Consider the following 17,402-nt stretch of genomic DNA (forward strand, 5'->3'; position numbering starts at 1 on the left):
TAATTAAAACATATACTAATATATTTCCTTTAACTGAGAATTTGAAATTATATTGTCATTACAATGTAATTTTATTGTATGTTTTTTGATGAGTGGTTCTAGCCTTTTCTAGAACTTTCAATTAATTTCTTTTACACTACAATTTTCTATTCTTTTCAAATCTAATGCACTATCAATTAATTGAACTTAACCATGCTTCTGCGAATATTGAATGTCCATTTTGCAAACAAGCAATAATTGATTGGGCGCAAGAACAATATCTTCAGCCATGTGAACATACTTTATTTATTGCTATGGATTTGGGGTTTGAATTTATTGCTGATCGATTTGAAGAGTGTATGGATCAAAATGTGGATGAGTTGCACGAAGATCCGAATATGAATATTTTTGAAGCTCTCACGACAACAACTTATGAAAATCTAATTATTTTAAAATCTGATTTAGGTGTGGAAAATTTATTTCGCTACGTCGGGGTAAGTGATCGTTAAAATTGAGAATATAAAAAAGCCAATCTATTGATTGGCTTTTTCATTATTTACGCTTCTGGCGCTGCGCTGTATTGTTCAACTAATGGTTTTAATTCGCCATTTTGGAACATTTCGAGCATGATATCGCTACCGCCAATAAGTTCGCCATTTACCCAAAGTTGCGGGAATGTAGGCCAGTTCGCAATTTTTGGTAATGTTGCACGAATATCAGGGTTTTCCAAAATATTTACATATGCAAATGGACGACCAATTTGACTGAGCGCCTCTACAGCACGTGCAGAGAAACCACATTGTGGAAACTGTGGAGTGCCTTTCATGTAAAGTAAAACGGGATGCTTCGCAATTTGATCGCGGATTAACGCTTCAGTATCACGTGCTTGTTCAGTCATAAAGAGATCCTCAACTAATCTAGCAGCATTATAGGGGGTGTTTACATCGCTTTGCAAACCACCTGATTACTTAAAGTTGCATTGAATATTCAATATTTTATTGTATAAACCGAAGCGATAGCAAAAAGCGGACGAAATTTTAGATAAATGAGTGATGAGACTTTTCATTAGAGCAAGTTTTTGCTTATATAAACCCTTCTTAAAACCTCATACAGACAGAGTTCGTTATGAATGATATTACCCTAGCTCCAATACAACCTGATCAACCATCACATTTAATGGCTACTTATGGTCGCCAAGCGATCAGTTTTGTACGAGGCCGAGGGGCATATCTATATACCGAAGATGGTACAGAGTATTTAGATGCTTTAACTGGTATTGCTGTATGTGGTTTAGGTCATGCGCATCCAGTCATTGCAGAAGCAATTGCTGAACAAGCTGCAACACTTGTGCATACCAGTAACTTATTTGAGATTCCTTGGCAAACGGCTGCTGCTCAGAAGCTTGCTGAAGTTTCGGGAATGGAAGAGATCTTCTTTTCAAACAGTGGCGCTGAGTCAAATGAAGGCGCCATTAAAATTGCTCGTAAATTTGGTACTCAACAAGGTGTAAGCTCCCCAAAGATTATTGTGGCAGAGCAATCATTTCATGGTCGTACCTTAGCAACACTTTCAGCTACTGGTAATAAAAAAGTACAAGATGGTTTTGCTCCTTTAACCAATGATTTTATTCGTGTGCCATTTGGTGATGTGGAAGCAATTCAAGAAGCTGCTTTGCAGCACCCAGATATTGTTGCGATTTTGATTGAACCTATTCAAGGTGAGGGTGGTATTAATACAGCACCTCAAGGCTTTAGCTATCTTGAAGAAGTCCGCACCATATGTAATCAACATAACTGGCTAATGATGCTAGATGAAATTCAAACAGGTAACGGCCGTACCGGTAAGTATTTTGCTTATCAGCATACTAACATTGTGCCCGATGTTCTTACCACTGCGAAAGGCCTTGGTAATGGCTTTCCAGTAGGTGCTGTAATGACACAAGGTAAAGCTGTTGGCTTATTAGGACCTGGTAGCCATGGGTCTACTTATGGTGGTACAGTGCTAGGTTCTCGTGTGATTTATACAGTAATTGATACAATCCAAAAAGAGAATGCTGTAGAAAATGCGGCAGTTGTTGGAGGTTATATTGTTGATCAATTACGTGCGCAGTTGGCACATAAAGATGTGCAAGTACGTGGCTTTGGTATGATGATTGGTATTCAATTGCCTAGAGACTGCGCTGAGCTCGTTGCAATAGCTCGAGATCAACATAAACTTATTATTAATGTTACAGCTGGTTCAGTAGTGCGTTTATTACCACCAATTAACATGACTCAAGCACAGGCTGATGACTTGCTAGAGCGTTTAGTTACTTTAATTAATAACTATCTTTAAGTTTTTACAACAATAAAAAATGGGCATATATATGCCCATTTTTTATATGAAATAATTAACCTGAGATGTACTGTTTTAATTGTTCAATGAGGTTTTTCTGATCTTCCATCGCAGCTTTTACTAAGTCGCCAATAGAGATAAAACCAACTAGTTTTTCATTGTCTAATACAGGTAAGTGGCGTAAGTGACGATCTGTCATAAGCTGTAAGCACTCTTCAACTGTATTGTTTAGGCTTACTGTAAGTACTTTAGATGTCATAATTTCAGCAACTGTAGTGCTATATGATGAACGTTCCATAAGCGTCACTTTTCGCGTGTAGTCACGTTCAGATAAAATTCCGACAACTTTTTCGCCCTCAGCTACGACGAGTGCACCAATTCCTTTATCCGCCATAATCTTAATTGCTTCAAGGACAGTGGCTTCTGGAGAAATTGTAAAAATATCTTGCTCTGCTTTGTTCTTGATTACTTGTGCAACGATTGTCATTTCTTCTGTCCTGTGTTTTATCATTTTGTTTTAAATTAGCTTGATTTTATAAAAATGCAAAGACTTGATAGTCATTCAAATACAAGTTTTACACTCAAGCGTTCAAAAAGCATTCTAATAGAGATTAAGAACCTAAAGAAAATTTTACGCTCCTTGCCAATTCGGATGTTTGAAAAAGAAATGCTGCATTTGCTGTGTAGATAACTTTAATTTTCTATGAGATGAATTAAACAGAGCAGGAGTAACGTTGAGTCGAGTTAAAGTTGGTAGCAAAGACTCATGGAAATCTTTAGGTGTAATTCTTCTTGGTTTGTAATGAGGCCAATGCTCTTTTGCGTAGCGATGTGCTTGCAAACCATTAAGCCAAAAAGGAAAAATAAAGTCTTCCTGATCTGATTTAATTGCCCATCCTTGATGAAATAATCCCCAAAGAACCCCGCAATACATCATGGTTCTTAAAATATAAATCTTAATCATCAAGTCTCTTGAAACCGGTTGTAGATTACTTAAACTTTTCATTGTGAATTTAAAGGTTCTAACTTGTCTTGCTTATTATAAAAAAATCAGATGACATTTCAGTTTAAACAGGTATCAAATCGTAAACAAATATTCCAACTGTGAAATTCATGTCCTTTACTTAAAGCGGCTAAAGCCTGTGGTGTAACTTGATACAAACCAAGTCCGTAGTGAATTATATTTAGAGAAATTTTTATACAGGCATAAAAAACGCCACCTGAGCCACGACTGAAGTGGCGAAGTAAAGCTTTAGATAAATTGCTAGTTTTACTTATTTCCAGACGTAAAAAAAACGCCACCTAAGTGACGTTTCTTTATGCTTGCATTGTGGCTAACTTTTGCCAATATTGTGCTTTAAGTGAGTCACGTTCAACACGGAAACCTTGATAATACAATTCTGCTAAAAACAGAGCAGCTTTACCGTGCCCAGCGCGAGCAACTTCTTCTAACTGTGCAACTGCATCCTGAAAATTCATTTGAGAGTGAATTGTGTTTACTGCAGTTGCGTACACATGTTCTAAATCATGATGAGAGATACGTTGAATCATAGAAAACTCCTTATTGTAATTATGATTACTTTTTCTAAAGGCCACTGCCTTTAAATTAATTTAACTTAGAATTATTAAACTAATATTACAAATTAATGGATTTGTCAACTATTGGTGCATACCAGTTAATTCACTATTAGGATACATGATTAAACATTATTCACAAATAATTTTGAGTAAAATCAATATGAGAATAAAAGACAAGGAGAATAAAATATGACAAATACTATCGATGGCTTTGTTTTTGATACTCCACCTAGAGAGGAACAAATCATAGAACTAGCCCATTATCATCGTAAACTATTAGATGAAGCGATCTTTCATCAAGAGATCCATTTAGGGGATTATTGTCTTGCTCAGCGCAAAAGAGTATTTGACTTTGCACGGCATTTGGAACCTGCACAAAAAAACTGGTTTTATCAAGTTTATGATGGTGAACTGAGAAAAATTGCCGACGAAGACGAATTGCATCCAGCCGATGCTGAAGAAGGGTTAAGTATTTTTGCGATGTTTTTAGTCTTGGTGATTATTGCAGCAATTTTATACTTTTCCGTCATTCGTTCACTAATAAGCTAAGTATTATTATCCAGTAAGGTACGATTCTTGGCCTTACTGGATGTTTGATCTTGTGCTTATGAGTATTGAACCCTACACTACACTAATTCGAGGTAGGTCATGCTCATATTCAAACAAAATTTTCTTAAATTAAAGTCTGAGTTAAAAGTTGATCAATGTTTTAACCTATTTGTGGTTATTGTCATTGGCTGTATTTTTGTGCTGTCATATTTAGCATTACTTCGGCCTATTAGTCCGGAACAATATCAACGAATTATACAACTCTCTCATCAGGCTACTTATCCTAAAACTCAGGATATGGCTGAGCTGCTAATAGCTCAATCAGAAATTCATAGAGCAGAGTATTTAAAGTTAATGCATGCATATCAATTTGAAGGTGCTCATATTAGACAATATCCAGCACTTGCTCAGGAAGATACTCAGTAAATGGGTTAATCAGGCTAAATCTTGGTTTCCAAAGCTTTTTGAGCACTATTGTGGCAGGCAAAATTTAGAATTTATGCTAAACTTTATCTTTTTAAACGCGCTGCTTTTCAAGGAATCCGCATGGAGCAACAATCGAATATGCAAAATAAATTCTTGATAGATGCTGAGATCGGTGATGACGATGTCACATTACCTAATTTACCTGCTATCGATGTTCCCATCGTTGAATCTCCTGCTAAATCACAAGAAAATATTGAAGTAGCCAAAGACGAAGTAGCTTCTACAGAAACAGCGGCTGAACAACCAAAAACTGGTTTTTTTGGCCGGATGAAAGAAGGCTTAACCAAAACTCGTCGTAATTTCGCTGATGGTATGGTCAATATCTTGATTGGTGGAAAGGAAATTGACGATGAGTTACTTGAAGAAGTCGAAGAGCAATTATTGGTTGCAGACATTGGTGTTGAAGCAACTAAAACCATCATTACCAATTTAACAGAGCGTACAGCTCGTGGTGATTTGATCTATTCCCACTCTTTATATAAAGCGTTACAAGAAGAGTTAGTTGCTTTGTTGACTCCACGTGTTAAGCCATTACATATTGACCCTAATAAATCACCGTATGTGATTTTGATGGTTGGGGTAAATGGAGTAGGTAAAACTACAACTATTGGTAAATTGGCTAAACGTTTACAAGGTGAAGGTAAAAAAGTGATGTTGGCTGCTGGTGATACATTCCGCGCCGCAGCAACTGAGCAATTACAGATCTGGGGTGAACGTAACGATATCTCTGTAGTAGCGCAAGGTCATGGAGCTGATAGTGCTTCTGTTATTTTTGATGCCTTTGAAAGTGCTCGTGCTAAAGGAATTGACGTATTAATTGCGGATACGGCAGGTCGTTTACATAATAAGAGTAACTTGATGGAAGAGCTCAAAAAAGTTAAACGTGTTATGCAAAAAATTGATGCAACTGCACCTCATGAAATTATGTTGGTAGTAGATGCAGGAACAGGTCAAAACGCGATTAACCAAGTACAAGAGTTTGATCAAGCTGTAGGTTTAACGGGTATTACCATTACCAAGTTGGATGGAACAGCTAAAGGTGGTGTACTCTTTAATATTGCAAGCCGCACCCATGTGCCAATCCGTTTTATTGGTGTAGGTGAAAAAATTGATGATTTAAGACCATTCTCGGCTAAATCTTTTGTTGCTGCGCTGTTTGAAACTGATAAGTAAATTGCTTGGTAACCCTAAAAAGCTTCACTAAATCGTGAAGCTTTTTTTATATGTATATCTTTTATTATTGTTGCGAAAATAAAACGAACTGTCATATTTTTAATGCTGATTATGAAAAATGACTTTAATACACTGTACTCATTCCCAAACAACGACCCTTGGTCAAATCAATAGGTAGGAAATAACAAAATGTCTACTTTCTTAGATAAAATTAAAAACCGTCGTACAATTTATGCAATTGGTAAAAACGTTGCATTAGATCGCACTAAAATTGAAGAAACTATCCGTGAAGCAGTTAAACATAGTCCTTCAGCTTTTAACTCACAATCTTCACGTGTAGTGACACTATACGGTGAATCTCATGCTAAATTCTGGAATTTAGTTCGTGAAGCGTTGCGTAAAATTGTTCCTGCAGAAGCTTTTGCTGGTACAAATGCAAAAATTGATAGCTTTGTAGCTGGTGTTGGTACGGTTTTATTTTATGAAGACCAAGCTGTTGTTAAAAGCTTACAAGAGCAATTCGAACTATATGCAGATAATTTCCCAGTATGGTCTGAACACTCAAGTGCAATTGCTCAATTTGCAACTTGGACTGCGCTTTCAGAGCTTGGTTTAGGTGCATCTTTACAGCACTATAACCCAATTGTCGATGCAGACGCAGCTGAAGCATTTGATGTTCCTGCAACTTGGAAATTACGTGCTCAATTAGTATTTGGTTCGGTTGAAGCACCAGCAGGTGAAAAAGCATTTATTAATGATGCTGATCGTTTCAAAACTTTCAATTAATTTAATTGAAATTAAAAAAAAGCACCTATTTTAGGTGCTTTTTTTATGTTTTTAGAATGAATAGGAAGAATACATAAAACGAAAATTTATGAAATTCAAATGCATATTTCAAAATAATAAATCAAGAAATTAGTCGATAACTGCTTTGTCATAAAATAGTCACAATCATATTGCATATTGCTCATGATTTAATAGCTTATCAAACACAGAGAAAGAGACAGATGACTTTAAGATTAGGTGTTGCTGCAATTGGTTTATTACTAAGCGGTTCGGTATTTTCAGCAGTTACAATTACAGCACCAGAGGAAATTGTAATCCTTGCGGTGAATGGTCAGGAAGTCAACTCTGGGTTATTTCGTTCATCTAAAAATAATTATAAAGTTGATGCTGGTGAAACAAGTTTAAGTGTGCGCTACCAAGAATACTTTGAACATTTAAGCGGGGAGCATGACATTGTTAAATCAGGAGTAGTCACAATTCAAACTCCAGCACTCAAAGATGGGCAAACTTATAAGCTCAGAATGGTAGATGCACCAAAGCAATTTGAACAAGCGAAGAAATATGCTGAGCAACCAACGGTGGCTTTGTACAGCGCAAATAATGAATTAATCGTACAACAAACTGGTGCAAACAATGAGGCAAAACCATGGTTTGCAACTGGCTTGTTGGGTAAAGTCACTGACTTTACGACTAAATCATCTAAATCGCAGCCTGAAGCAGTGTATGCCTCTGCTAAACCTACTTCTGCTCAGGTGGCTGTACCAGCTCCAACATCTATGCCTGTAACAGGCGTAGCACAAACGAATGATCAACGTTTAGTTGAAACCTGGCAGAAAGCTTCTAAAGCTGAGCGTCAAAAATTTATGGCATGGTTAGCTGAACAATCAAATTAATTAATTGCTATTTAAAATAAAGCCGATTTAATATCGGCTTTATTTTTAGAATTTTTACAAATAGCCTAAGTATATTTTATGAATAATTTAAATTTCCGTTTAGCTCAATTTTCTGATATTCCACAACTGGTAGCTTTAATTAATAAGTCCTATCGAGAACAACAAGATAGAAGTTGGACAACAGAGCTAGAGTGGGTAGAAGGGCGACGTATTACAGAGCATCAATTAGAAGAACAACTACAACTTAGGGATTCAACATTAGTGGTAGCGGAAACTTCTGCTTCTAGGCTTATTGCTTGTATTGGGCTTACATTTGAAAATAATCAGGTTGAGATTGGAACATTTTGTACTGATCCTCAAGTTCAAAATATGCGAGTGGGTCGATCTGTTTTAGAATATGCAGAGCAATATGCATTGAAAAAAAATCCCCATCTGACCAGCGCCGTAATGTATGTGCTAGATGTCCGTTTTGAATTAATCGCTTATTATGAAAGACGTGGATATATTAAAACGGGTAATAAGCAGCCATATCCGGTTGAAGCAAATGTAGGGGTGCCAAGGGTCCCTATTAAATTGGTTGAAATGAAAAAAGACCTCAGATGAGGTCTTTTTGATTTAGGTTAGAAACCAGATGTAATAACCTAAAAGCATGAGAGGCCAAGCTACCCATGGGCTAAATAGCCATTTCCATAACCAGAAGTTGGGTACGAAACCCACTCCGTAAATAAATCCACCAGAAATACCAATCATGACCAGCATAAGCTGGCTATGATTGTAGTGTCCATTAGCATCTAGCATGAGTGAAGGATAAACCAACAAAATTGCAGCAAGGGGCAATGCCAACAGAAAAGAAAGGGCCATTGCAAATGCTTGAGCTTTTCGATGATTTGATGCTGTCATTGCTTTTGCCATCATTTATTCCTCATCTAAATCTTGATGATGTTCGATATAAAGCGCGCTGAGTACACCCGCAAAACATGCCATCAAAATGCCTAGGATCCATGCGAAATACCACATAGTCTTCTCCTTAATACAAGCTATGCGAGTTTGACTCGATATGTTTGTTAGTGATGACTCCCCACATTTTGTAATAAGACCAACTGGTATAGATCAAAATAAGAGGAACAAAAATGCAGGCAGCAACCGTCATAACGCCTAAAGTAAGGTGACTTGATACAGCATCCCACATTGTCAAGCTAGAGTTAGGATTGATACTAGATGGAAGTAGGAATGGGAATAGGGCAAAACCGGCAGTTAAAATTGCTCCTACAATCATTAAACTTGTACCAGTAAAACTTAAGCCCGCTTTTGCTTTTGAAGATGCAACAATTGCAATGATTGCGCCTAAGATGGCAAGAACAGGGGCAACTTTAGTAATTGGATAGGTGCTGTAATTGTTCATCCAACCTGGATTGCTATTGGTGATCACCTCTTTAGCTAAAGGGTTGAGCGCAGCATTTGGATCTATAGCAACAGCATAGCTATAACCTGGCACTTGCCCGAAATACAGCCATGCTCCAATTACAAGGAAACAAATTAAAAAGATAATTGCCATAATTTGAGTAGCTTTAGCAGAGCGTTGCTTTAAAGCTTCATCAGTACGTAGCATGAGCCATGCACCGCCATGTGCACACAGCATAGACAGACTTACCACACCGCAAACTAAAGCAAAGGGATTAAGAAGGGCAAAAAAGCTGCCTGTATATTCAGAGCGTAAAGTGCTATCTAAACTGAAAGGAATACCTAAAAACAAATTACCGAAGGCCACACCAAACACAAGCGCTGGAACAGCACCACCGATGCATAGACCCCAGTCCCACGAATTACGCCATTTGGTATTTTCAAGTTTAGAGCGATAATCGAAACCTACTGGCCTTAGGAAAAGGGCAAATAGAACTAACAAGAGTGCCCAGTACATGCCTGAGAAAGCGACTGAGTAAACCATTGGCCATGCAGCAAATAGTGCACCACCCGCTGTAATAAACCACACCTGATTACCATCCCAGTGTGGGGCAATCGTGTTGATTGCAGCACGGCGCTCACTATCGGTTTTTCCAACGAAAGGCATGAGAGCCATAGACCCCATATCAAAGCCATCAGTCAGAGCGAAGCCGATCAGAAGTACGCCAACTAACACCCACCAAATGATTTTCAATAATTCATATTCAATCATGATAAGGCCTCCCCATTAACCGCTGCTTTCGGTTCTTGCTTTTCAAAATGATATTTGCCAGTGTGTAGAGAGCTTGGTCCTAAGCGAGCAAATTTGATCATTAAATACATTTCAATAATCAAAAGAGCAGTGTAGAACGCTGCTAGGGCAATAATCGAACCCCATACATCACCAGTACTTAAGCTAGAAGTAGAGAGATGGGTCGGTAAAATTTCACCAATTGACCATGGTTGACGACCGCCTTCAGCTACATACCAACCAGTTTGTGCAGCAATCCAAGGAAGTGGCAGTGCAAACAATGCGTATTTAAGTAACCAAGGTTTGTTTTCAGCATTTCTTTTTGCTACAGCCCAAGTCGCTAAAATGAAAAGTAATAGCATTAAGAAGCCAGAGGCAACCATTGCGCGGAAAGAGAAAAATAGCGCTGTAACATTTGGAACAGTATCTTTTACAGCAGCTTTAATATTTTGCTCGCTTGCATCAACTACATTGGGTGCATATTTCTTAAGAAGTAGACCATAACCTAGATCTTTTTGATTTTTTTCAAAAGACGCTAATAACTCTGGTGAGCGATCGCCTGCACGTAATTTTTCAAGTTCAGCATAGGCAAGCATACCGTTACGAATACGGACTTCATGCTGCTGCATAAGGTCTTTAAGACCAGTAACTTCTTTGGTTATTGAACGAGTTGCAATTAAACCCAATGCATATGGAATTTTAACTGCGTAATCTGTCCGCATCTCTTCATGGTTTGGTATACCAAACAAAGTAAATGGAGCAGGAGCAGGATGAGTATCCCATTCGGCTTCGATCGCAGCGAGTTTAGTTTTTTGAACATCACCGAGCTCATAGCCAGATTCATCACCTAACAAAATCACAGAAAGTGTAGATGCAAGGCCGAAAATGGCAGCAATTGCGAATGAGCGGCGTGCGAAAGGAAGATCACGTTTTTTAAGTAAATAATAGCTTGAGATGGCGAGTACAAAAATCGCACCAGTTACATAACCCGCAGATACAGTGTGGACGAATTTCACCTGAGCTACAGGGTTAAAGATAAGCGCGCTGAAATCAACTAATTCCATACGCATTGTTTCGAAGTTAAATGCAGCACCTACAGGGTTTTGCATCCAACCATTCGCCACTAAAATCCAAAGCGCTGACATGTTGGATCCGAGAGCGACTAACCATGTTACACCTAGATGCTGAACCTTACTTAAACGATCCCAGCCGAAGAAAAATAAACCAATAAATGTAGACTCAAGAAAGAATGCCATTAGGCCTTCAATTGCTAACGGAGCACCAAAAATATCACCTACATAGTGTGAGTAATAAGCCCAGTTTGTTCCAAATTGGAACTCCATGGTTAAACCAGTTGTTACCCCTAAAGCAAAGTTAATACCAAATAACTTTCCCCAAAATTTAGTCATATCCTTGTAAATTTCTTTACCGGAAATGACATAAGTGGTTTCCATGATGGCAAGGATAAATGCCAAACCTAGAGTTAAAGGGACGAAAAGAAAGTGATACATTGCGGTCATCGCAAATTGAAACCGCGAAAGATCAACCACGCTTTCAGAAATCATCAACGTGTCTCCTTAATATGGGAAATGTTATCGCCGGCAATATGCTCGGCGACCTGATTGTCAAAATTTTTGGGGATGGTGGGAGCATCAAACCAAATATGTTTGATCGTTAAGAGAAGCACTATTTTTATTATTAGAATAATAGTGATTTCTTTAACTAAACGACCATTAAGATTTTTAAAATTAAGGCTCATAAATTAAACCTCATTTGATAATAATTTTATTATTAATCAAAATATAATAAAAATAAACATTAAATATATTTAAAATGAATATTTAAATAATTAGTTTATGTAAAACAATGGCTTATTATTTTAAAATAAATATCATACTAAAATAGTTTGAATTAATTATTAATTCCTACTAAAACACTTGTAAATAAAAATATAAAGTTTATTAAAACAGTTTGTTTTTATTTAATACCAACTAAAATAGTTGTATATAATATTTATTAACTTTATTTCAAACTAAAATGGTTGGAATAATAAATAATTAATTAAAAAGAGAATAATAAAATATAGGCGTAATGAAGCCTGCAAAAAGCAGTAAGTAAATAGAATAGTAGTGAGAATTTAATCGGGGGCGAAAAGATCGTTTGATACAGAAATTTTCTTGGCTACATAATGGCTTTTATGCACTCTTACAAGGATAACTTGAGAGTATAATTCGAGTTCGCCGTATTCTGGTTCGACTTGAACGTAATGAAGCTGGCCGAATTCATCACGCACTCGCGCTTGGGCAGAAAATCCAGGTCTAGCATTATCACTGGAAACCGTCGCTAATCGTCCTAAAAGATTATAGTTTGTATGAGTAAGCTTTGGTTTAATTACTTGGTCAAGGCAGTGAATCATGAATACAGTAAAAAAGATTGCGATAACAAGAGCTGGAACGATTAAATAAAATGGTGAAATAAAATAATGCTGGATTGCAAAGAAAGAGAGCTGTAAAAAATAACCCGCAAAACTAAAATTGATAAGTAAAAAAACGAAAATTAAAGCTTTAGAAAATTTAACGTTAAGTAGGGGTGAGTTAGAAAGCCAAACAGGCGCAATTTTTTTGAGTAATTGACTTGGACGAAGTCCAATATACATACCAATGGTTTCTACCACGCTGAGTAATATCAAAGCCACTACACTTAAGTGAAATGGCATAAGATAATAATTGAAAAAGAAATCAGCCATGGCAGAAACTCTAATGTTGATCGCTTCAGTCTACGATATAGATACCGCCATCTGAATGTACTTTAATCTCAACTTTATTTAAAAAATCACCTAAACATGGTCCTGAGATACATTCGCCTGTTTCCACGGTAAATAAAGCACCATGGGTAGAACATTGAATATATTCTTGGTCTTGATCAAGAAATTGATTTTCTAAATATTCAAGCTCTGTTTGCAAGTGAGGGCATAAGTTTTGATAAGCATAGAATGCGCCATCACGTTGCGTAATGAAAATAGTCGTTCCTTGTAAAGTGTCAAAAGCTCTAGCTTCACGCTCAGGAACTTCTTCCGTCATACAGATCCTTTCCATTTCAAGCACATTCCTTCTGAAAATTTTCAAGAAGTTTAGCATAATCATTAATTGCTAAACGTGGGCCAAACTGAGAAACAACCTCACTAGAAATCAAGACAGCCAACTGTGCAGCAGCATTCAAATCTTGATGATGGTTTAGGGCGTATAGGAATGCGCCTGCAAATGCATCACCCGCACCATTGGTATCAACGGCTTCTACATGACGGCCTGCCACATGGAAATGTTGAGTAGAGTTAGAAACTAAAGCACCTTTAGCACTTTGTGTAATGACTACTGTATGATTTTTAAAACGTAATTGAGCAAGAGCATCTTCAACAGTTGCTGTATCTGTATACATTAAGGCTTCTTGTTCATTACAAAATAGTAAATCTACGCCATCATCCATGAGCTCTTCTAAGCCTTCGCGAGCGTATTGCACCATGGCAGGATCTGAAAGAGATAAAGCAATCTTAACGCCATTTGCTTTTGCAATTTCTCTGGCTTGCTTTACAGCTTTGCGCGCTGTTTCACTTGTAGAAAGATAACCTTCAATATAAAGCCATTTTGCTGTTTTTAACGGTTCAAAGTCGATTTGATCTTTAGAAAGTTCAGCTGTGATGCCCAAATAAGTATGCATTGTACGTTCAGAGTCAGGGCTAATGAGTACCATGCAGGTACCTGTCACGCCTTCACTGATTGATTTTGGAGTGGTTTGGATGCCAGCTTCATTTAAACCTTGCAGATAAATTGAACCTAAATCATCGTTACCAACGCGGCAACCATAAAAAGCAGTTCCACCTAATGCACTAAAGGCTACAGTCGTATTCGCAGCAGAACCACCACTTGCTTGACCTTTATAATCTTGATGCTGTTTTAACTCTGCATAAAGAGCAGACTGAGTGTCGCCATCGGACAACTGCATGGTGCCTTTTTGCAAACCTTGTTGACTAAGAAAATCATCAGACACTTTAAATTCTTGGTCGATTAATGCATTACCAATTGCAAAAAGATCTACAGTTGCCATATGTGTTGTCACAAAATAAAAAAATCAGGTTGCTAAGTTTACACCATTGCTTGGATTTGCTGTAGTTTGTTGAATAAAATTCAGTTAAATCAAAAATTAGTGGAAAAATATTGTTGTGTAAATATTCTCTAGATTCGAAAATAGCTCGTTGAAATAAAATTGATCAGCTTTTTTATTCAATGTCTATCATATACATAGAATTAAAAGCTTTTGTTCTGTTAGGATAAAACATTCATGGCTATGTGCTTGATATCAAAGCTGTGCCAATGAAAACTAATACTCAACAAAAACATAGTATTTTACTTGGCTTTTGTTCGTCAATCTTAAGCTGACTCAGGCTATAATGAGACTTATTCACTTATCCGATATGTTAGGAGATCACATGACTGTAGATGTCACTGAAACCATTTCTCAAACTGTTCACCCTGCGTTTCAGTTGCTACGTCAGCACCATGTAGAAGCATTAGATATTTTAGTGTCTGAATATAAGCATAAAGTCACAGGTGCGGTGCATTATCACTTGGCAACTGATTATGATGAAAATGTATTTCTTGTTGCTTTTAGAACCCAGCCTATGGACTCTAAAGGCACGGCACACATTTTAGAACATACGGCTTTGTGTGGATCTGAAAAGTTTCCGGTACGTGATCCATTCTTTTTAATGATTCGTCGTTCTTTAAATACTTTTATGAACGCGTTTACAGCAGCAGATTGGACTGCTTATCCATTCGCTACTCAAAACAAAAAAGATTTCCAAAACTTACTTTCTGTTTATCTTGATGCGGCATTTGCTGCAAATTTGAATCCACTTGATTTTGCTCAAGAAGGTATTCGTATTGAACTGGAAAATGGTCAACCTGTATATAAAGGTGTTGTTTTTAATGAAATGAAAGGTGCAATGAGTGCGCCGTCTGATCAACTTTATCATCAGTTGGCCCATCATTTATTCCCTGAAACCACCTATCATTACAACTCAGGTGGTGACCCGAAAGATATTCCTGATTTAACGTATGAGCAGTTAGTCGATTTTTATAAAGTACATTACCACCCAAGCAATGCTGTATTCATGACCTTTGGTAATCAGACAGCATATGAACTACAAGAGCAGTTTGAAAAACTAGCTCTACACAAGTTTTCTGCGGGAACAACTTTATACTCTAAGCCTGAAAAACGTTTAGCTGCACCAATTGAAGTAACAGAGAACTACGGTGTTGATAGTGATGATTTAAAAGATAAAACTTATCATGTTCTATCTTGGTTATTACCAGAAGCAAATGACATTAAATTGCGTTTAGGAATGCGTTTAGTCGAAGGGATTTTATTAGAAAATTCGGCTTCGCCACTTCGTCATTACTTAGAAACTTGTGGTTATGCTCAATCAACAGGTCCATTAATGGGCGTAGACGATAGTAATTTTGAAATGACTTTCTACTGTGGTGTTCAAGGTTCAAACCCAGAACATGCACAAAGCTTTAGAGAGGGTGTTTTAAATATTCTGCGTGAGGTTGCTGCAAAACCAATTGATAGTAATTTAGTCGATGCAATTTTGCATCAAATCGAGTTACATCAACGTGAAATTAATGGTGATGGTACACCATATGGTTTAAGTCTAATCTTAAATGGTTTAAGTGGTGCGATTCACCATAATGATCCAATTCAAATTTGGGATGTCGACAGCGCAATTGCACAGGTTAAAGAAGAGTTGAAAGACCCAATGTGGCTATCAAATCTGATTCAAACACATTTGCTCGACAACCCTCATCGCGTACAGATGACTTTAGTTCCAGACCCAACCAAGTCTGTAAAAGAGCAAGAAGCGGAAAAAGCTCGTTTAGCGGCTATTGGTGAAAAGCTAACAGATGCTGATAAGGCTGAAATCATTGCTAAAACTAAGGCCCTAGAGGAACGTCAGGACACTCCTGATAATCTTGAGTTATTGCCAAAAGTAGGTTTGGAAGATGTACCTGCTGACTTGCATATTGTACAAGGTCAGTTACGCGAAATTATTTGTAATCGTATGGATATGCCGTTGAACTTGTACCATGCGGGTACTAACGGCATTTACTATCAACAAGTACTTATCCAGATCCCTGAAGATATTGTGAAGTCACCTTACTTCAATTTGCTTTCTATTTTGATGGGTGAAGTAGGTGCAGGCGAATATGGCTATCTTGAACTACAAAACTTGCAAACCGCTGTAAGTGGTGGTTTAGGAATGGGCGCTTCTTTACGTAGTAAAGTTGACGATAAAGATAAAATTAGTGCTTGGTTGACTTTAACGACTAAATCGTTGACTCAGAAATTTGATGCAATTCATTTATTAAAATTAGCATTTGAACAGCTTCGATTTGATGAGAAAGAACGAATTATCGAATTACTGCAACAACGAAAAACACGTTGGCAATCTCGTCTTTCTGGATCAGGTCACAGCTATGCGATGCAGATTGCTTCTCGTAACATGAGTGCCCTGGCTCAACGTGACTATCAAAACACGGGTTTAGGTGCATTGAACTGGTTGGGTGAGCTTGTTACTAAAATTACCCAAGATGATGTCGCTTACGATGAGCTGATTGCAGAATTAAAACGTATTCATAGTAAGTTGTTGCAAGCACCTAAACAGTTCTTACTTGTGTGTGAAGAACATCAATCTGAACGTTTGGTTGAAGAAATCCAGAATGTTTGGGATAAGTTGAATGTTGATACAGCTACAACCGAGTTAACTCAAGTAGAACAAGCTAATGATAATAATCATGAAGCATGGTTAATTCAGGCCAATGTTCAATTCTGTGCTTCTGCATATCAAGCCGTAGAAGTATCGCATCCAGATGCAGCTCCATTAATGGTATTGGCAGCTTATTTACGTAACGGATTCTTGCACAGTGCTATCCGTGAAAAAGGTGGTGCTTATGGCGGCGGTGCTAGTTATGATGGAAATGCATGCTCATTCCGTTTCTTTAGCTATCGTGACCCACGTTTAGCAGAGACGTTTAAAGACTTTGAAGCAAGCGTGCAATGGTTATTAAATACAGAGCAACAACCTCATCAGCTTGAAGAAGCAATTCTTGGTTTAGTGGCAAGTATGGATAAACCAGGCTCTCCAGCAGGTGAAGCGATTACAGCATGTTATGCATTGTTGCATGCGAGAACACCAGCTTTCCGCCGTACTTTGCGTGAAAGATTGTTGCATGTAACATTGGATGATTTAAAACGTGTTGCTCGTCAATATTTAGTAGAGCAAACTCCTGTAAAAGCTGTAGTTGCGCCATTTGCTAAACGTGATGAATTGCAGCAATTAGGTTTTACCATTCAACAAGTTAATTAAAATAAAAATG

General features: G+C 37.4%; 21 protein-coding genes. 9 read left to right on the top strand and 12 right to left on the bottom strand.

Going from position 1 to position 17,402, the window contains the following annotated elements:
- The first annotated feature begins 164 nt into the window (after window positions 1–164).
- Complete coding sequence (locus MKX14_RS03510) at window positions 165–488, top strand: hypothetical protein (protein ID WP_240281769.1); 324 nt, start codon at window positions 165–167, stop codon at window positions 486–488.
- Window positions 489–535: 47 nt separating this feature from the next.
- Here the strand turns inward: MKX14_RS03510 and grxD are convergent, their stop codons facing one another.
- Window positions 536–877, bottom strand: coding sequence for a Grx4 family monothiol glutaredoxin (gene grxD / locus MKX14_RS03515; protein ID WP_002120913.1), 342 nt, complete (start codon window positions 875–877; stop codon window positions 536–538).
- A 227-nt stretch (window positions 878–1,104) separates the two neighbouring features.
- On the opposite strand from grxD, the gene argD reads away from it, so the two are divergent.
- Window positions 1,105–2,313, top strand: coding sequence for an aspartate aminotransferase family protein (gene argD, locus MKX14_RS03520; RefSeq protein WP_019767696.1), 1,209 nt, complete (start codon window positions 1,105–1,107; stop codon window positions 2,311–2,313).
- Window positions 2,314–2,368: 55 nt separating this feature from the next.
- Here argD and MKX14_RS03525 read toward each other — a convergent pair whose 3' ends face one another.
- The 3 genes from MKX14_RS03525 to MKX14_RS03535 all read right to left on the bottom strand — a co-directional run bounded on the left by MKX14_RS03525 (window position 2,369) and on the right by MKX14_RS03535 (window position 3,864).
- Complete coding sequence (locus MKX14_RS03525) at window positions 2,369–2,800, bottom strand: CBS domain-containing protein (protein WP_002121094.1); 432 nt, start codon at window positions 2,798–2,800, stop codon at window positions 2,369–2,371.
- Between the two features lie 144 nt (window positions 2,801–2,944).
- Entirely contained in the window at window positions 2,945–3,319 is a 375-nt protein-coding gene (locus MKX14_RS03530; protein ID WP_005802084.1) for a DUF2750 domain-containing protein, read from the bottom strand.
- A 311-nt stretch (window positions 3,320–3,630) separates the two neighbouring features.
- Window positions 3,631–3,864 carry a hypothetical protein gene (locus MKX14_RS03535; RefSeq protein ID WP_002121063.1) on the bottom strand — a complete coding sequence of 78 codons (234 nt, stop codon included), beginning with the start codon at window positions 3,862–3,864 and terminating at the stop codon, window positions 3,631–3,633.
- A gap of 216 nt (window positions 3,865–4,080) precedes the next feature.
- Here MKX14_RS03535 and MKX14_RS03540 point away from each other — a divergent pair, with 216 nt between their 5' ends.
- From MKX14_RS03540 to MKX14_RS03565, 6 genes are all read left to right on the top strand, one after another.
- Window positions 4,081–4,440 (top strand): hypothetical protein, encoded by a 360-nt coding sequence (locus MKX14_RS03540; RefSeq protein WP_002120892.1) that lies wholly within the window; start codon window positions 4,081–4,083, stop codon window positions 4,438–4,440.
- Between the two features lie 99 nt (window positions 4,441–4,539).
- Window positions 4,540–4,866: a hypothetical protein gene (locus tag MKX14_RS03545; protein ID WP_002120920.1), complete on the top strand. Its 327-nt coding sequence runs from the start codon at window positions 4,540–4,542 to the stop codon at window positions 4,864–4,866.
- 120 nt (window positions 4,867–4,986) lie between these two features.
- Window positions 4,987–6,099: a signal recognition particle-docking protein FtsY gene (gene ftsY, locus MKX14_RS03550; protein ID WP_240281770.1), complete on the top strand. Its 1,113-nt coding sequence runs from the start codon at window positions 4,987–4,989 to the stop codon at window positions 6,097–6,099.
- A gap of 189 nt (window positions 6,100–6,288) precedes the next feature.
- Window positions 6,289–6,885, top strand: a complete 597-nt coding sequence (locus MKX14_RS03555; protein WP_002121011.1) for a nitroreductase family protein — start codon at window positions 6,289–6,291, stop codon at window positions 6,883–6,885.
- 221 nt (window positions 6,886–7,106) lie between these two features.
- A complete protein-coding gene (locus MKX14_RS03560) occupies window positions 7,107–7,778 on the top strand; it encodes a YccT family protein (RefSeq protein ID WP_064784795.1) in 672 nt (223 codons plus the stop codon).
- A 78-nt stretch (window positions 7,779–7,856) separates the two neighbouring features.
- Window positions 7,857–8,381, top strand: coding sequence for a GNAT family N-acetyltransferase (locus MKX14_RS03565; RefSeq protein ID WP_046812747.1), 525 nt, complete (start codon window positions 7,857–7,859; stop codon window positions 8,379–8,381).
- Between the two features lie 12 nt (window positions 8,382–8,393).
- Here the strand turns inward: MKX14_RS03565 and MKX14_RS03570 are convergent, their stop codons facing one another.
- The 8 genes from MKX14_RS03570 to MKX14_RS03605 all read right to left on the bottom strand — a co-directional run bounded on the left by MKX14_RS03570 (window position 8,394) and on the right by MKX14_RS03605 (window position 14,070).
- Entirely contained in the window at window positions 8,394–8,693 is a 300-nt protein-coding gene (locus MKX14_RS03570; protein WP_004791954.1) for a cyd operon YbgE family protein, read from the bottom strand.
- Window positions 8,694–8,795 (bottom strand): cytochrome bd-I oxidase subunit CydX, encoded by a 102-nt coding sequence (cydX, locus tag MKX14_RS03575; protein WP_002120988.1) that lies wholly within the window; start codon window positions 8,793–8,795, stop codon window positions 8,694–8,696. It abuts the gene before it with no gap.
- 10 nt (window positions 8,796–8,805) lie between these two features.
- Window positions 8,806–9,951, bottom strand: coding sequence for a cytochrome d ubiquinol oxidase subunit II (gene cydB, locus MKX14_RS03580; protein ID WP_240281771.1), 1,146 nt, complete (start codon window positions 9,949–9,951; stop codon window positions 8,806–8,808).
- A complete protein-coding gene (cydA, locus tag MKX14_RS03585; RefSeq protein ID WP_240281772.1) occupies window positions 9,948–11,534 on the bottom strand; it encodes a cytochrome ubiquinol oxidase subunit I in 1,587 nt (528 codons plus the stop codon). The genes cydB and cydA overlap by 4 nt, the downstream gene beginning before the upstream one ends.
- Window positions 11,534–11,728 (bottom strand): cytochrome oxidase putative small subunit CydP, encoded by a 195-nt coding sequence (cydP, locus tag MKX14_RS03590; RefSeq protein WP_005073962.1) that lies wholly within the window; start codon window positions 11,726–11,728, stop codon window positions 11,534–11,536. The genes cydA and cydP overlap by 1 nt, the downstream gene beginning before the upstream one ends.
- 378 nt (window positions 11,729–12,106) lie before the next feature.
- Window positions 12,107–12,715, bottom strand: coding sequence for an OB-fold-containig protein (locus MKX14_RS03595; RefSeq protein ID WP_240281773.1), 609 nt, complete (start codon window positions 12,713–12,715; stop codon window positions 12,107–12,109).
- Window positions 12,716–12,740: 25 nt separating this feature from the next.
- Window positions 12,741–13,049, bottom strand: a complete 309-nt coding sequence (locus MKX14_RS03600; RefSeq protein ID WP_002121079.1) for a Rieske (2Fe-2S) protein — start codon at window positions 13,047–13,049, stop codon at window positions 12,741–12,743.
- Between the two features lie 16 nt (window positions 13,050–13,065).
- The gene (locus MKX14_RS03605) at window positions 13,066–14,070 is read right to left on the bottom strand and encodes an adenosine kinase (protein WP_133480716.1); all 1,005 of its coding nucleotides are present in this window, start codon (window positions 14,068–14,070) and stop codon (window positions 13,066–13,068) included.
- 382 nt (window positions 14,071–14,452) lie between these two features.
- Here MKX14_RS03605 and MKX14_RS03610 point away from each other — a divergent pair, with 382 nt between their 5' ends.
- Entirely contained in the window at window positions 14,453–17,392 is a 2,940-nt protein-coding gene (locus tag MKX14_RS03610) for an insulinase family protein (protein WP_240281774.1), read from the top strand.
- Window positions 17,393–17,402 lie beyond the last annotated feature (10 nt).

The sequence above is a fragment of the Acinetobacter pittii genome, assembly GCF_022449185.1.
GTDB lineage: Bacteria > Pseudomonadota > Gammaproteobacteria > Pseudomonadales > Moraxellaceae > Acinetobacter > Acinetobacter pittii_I.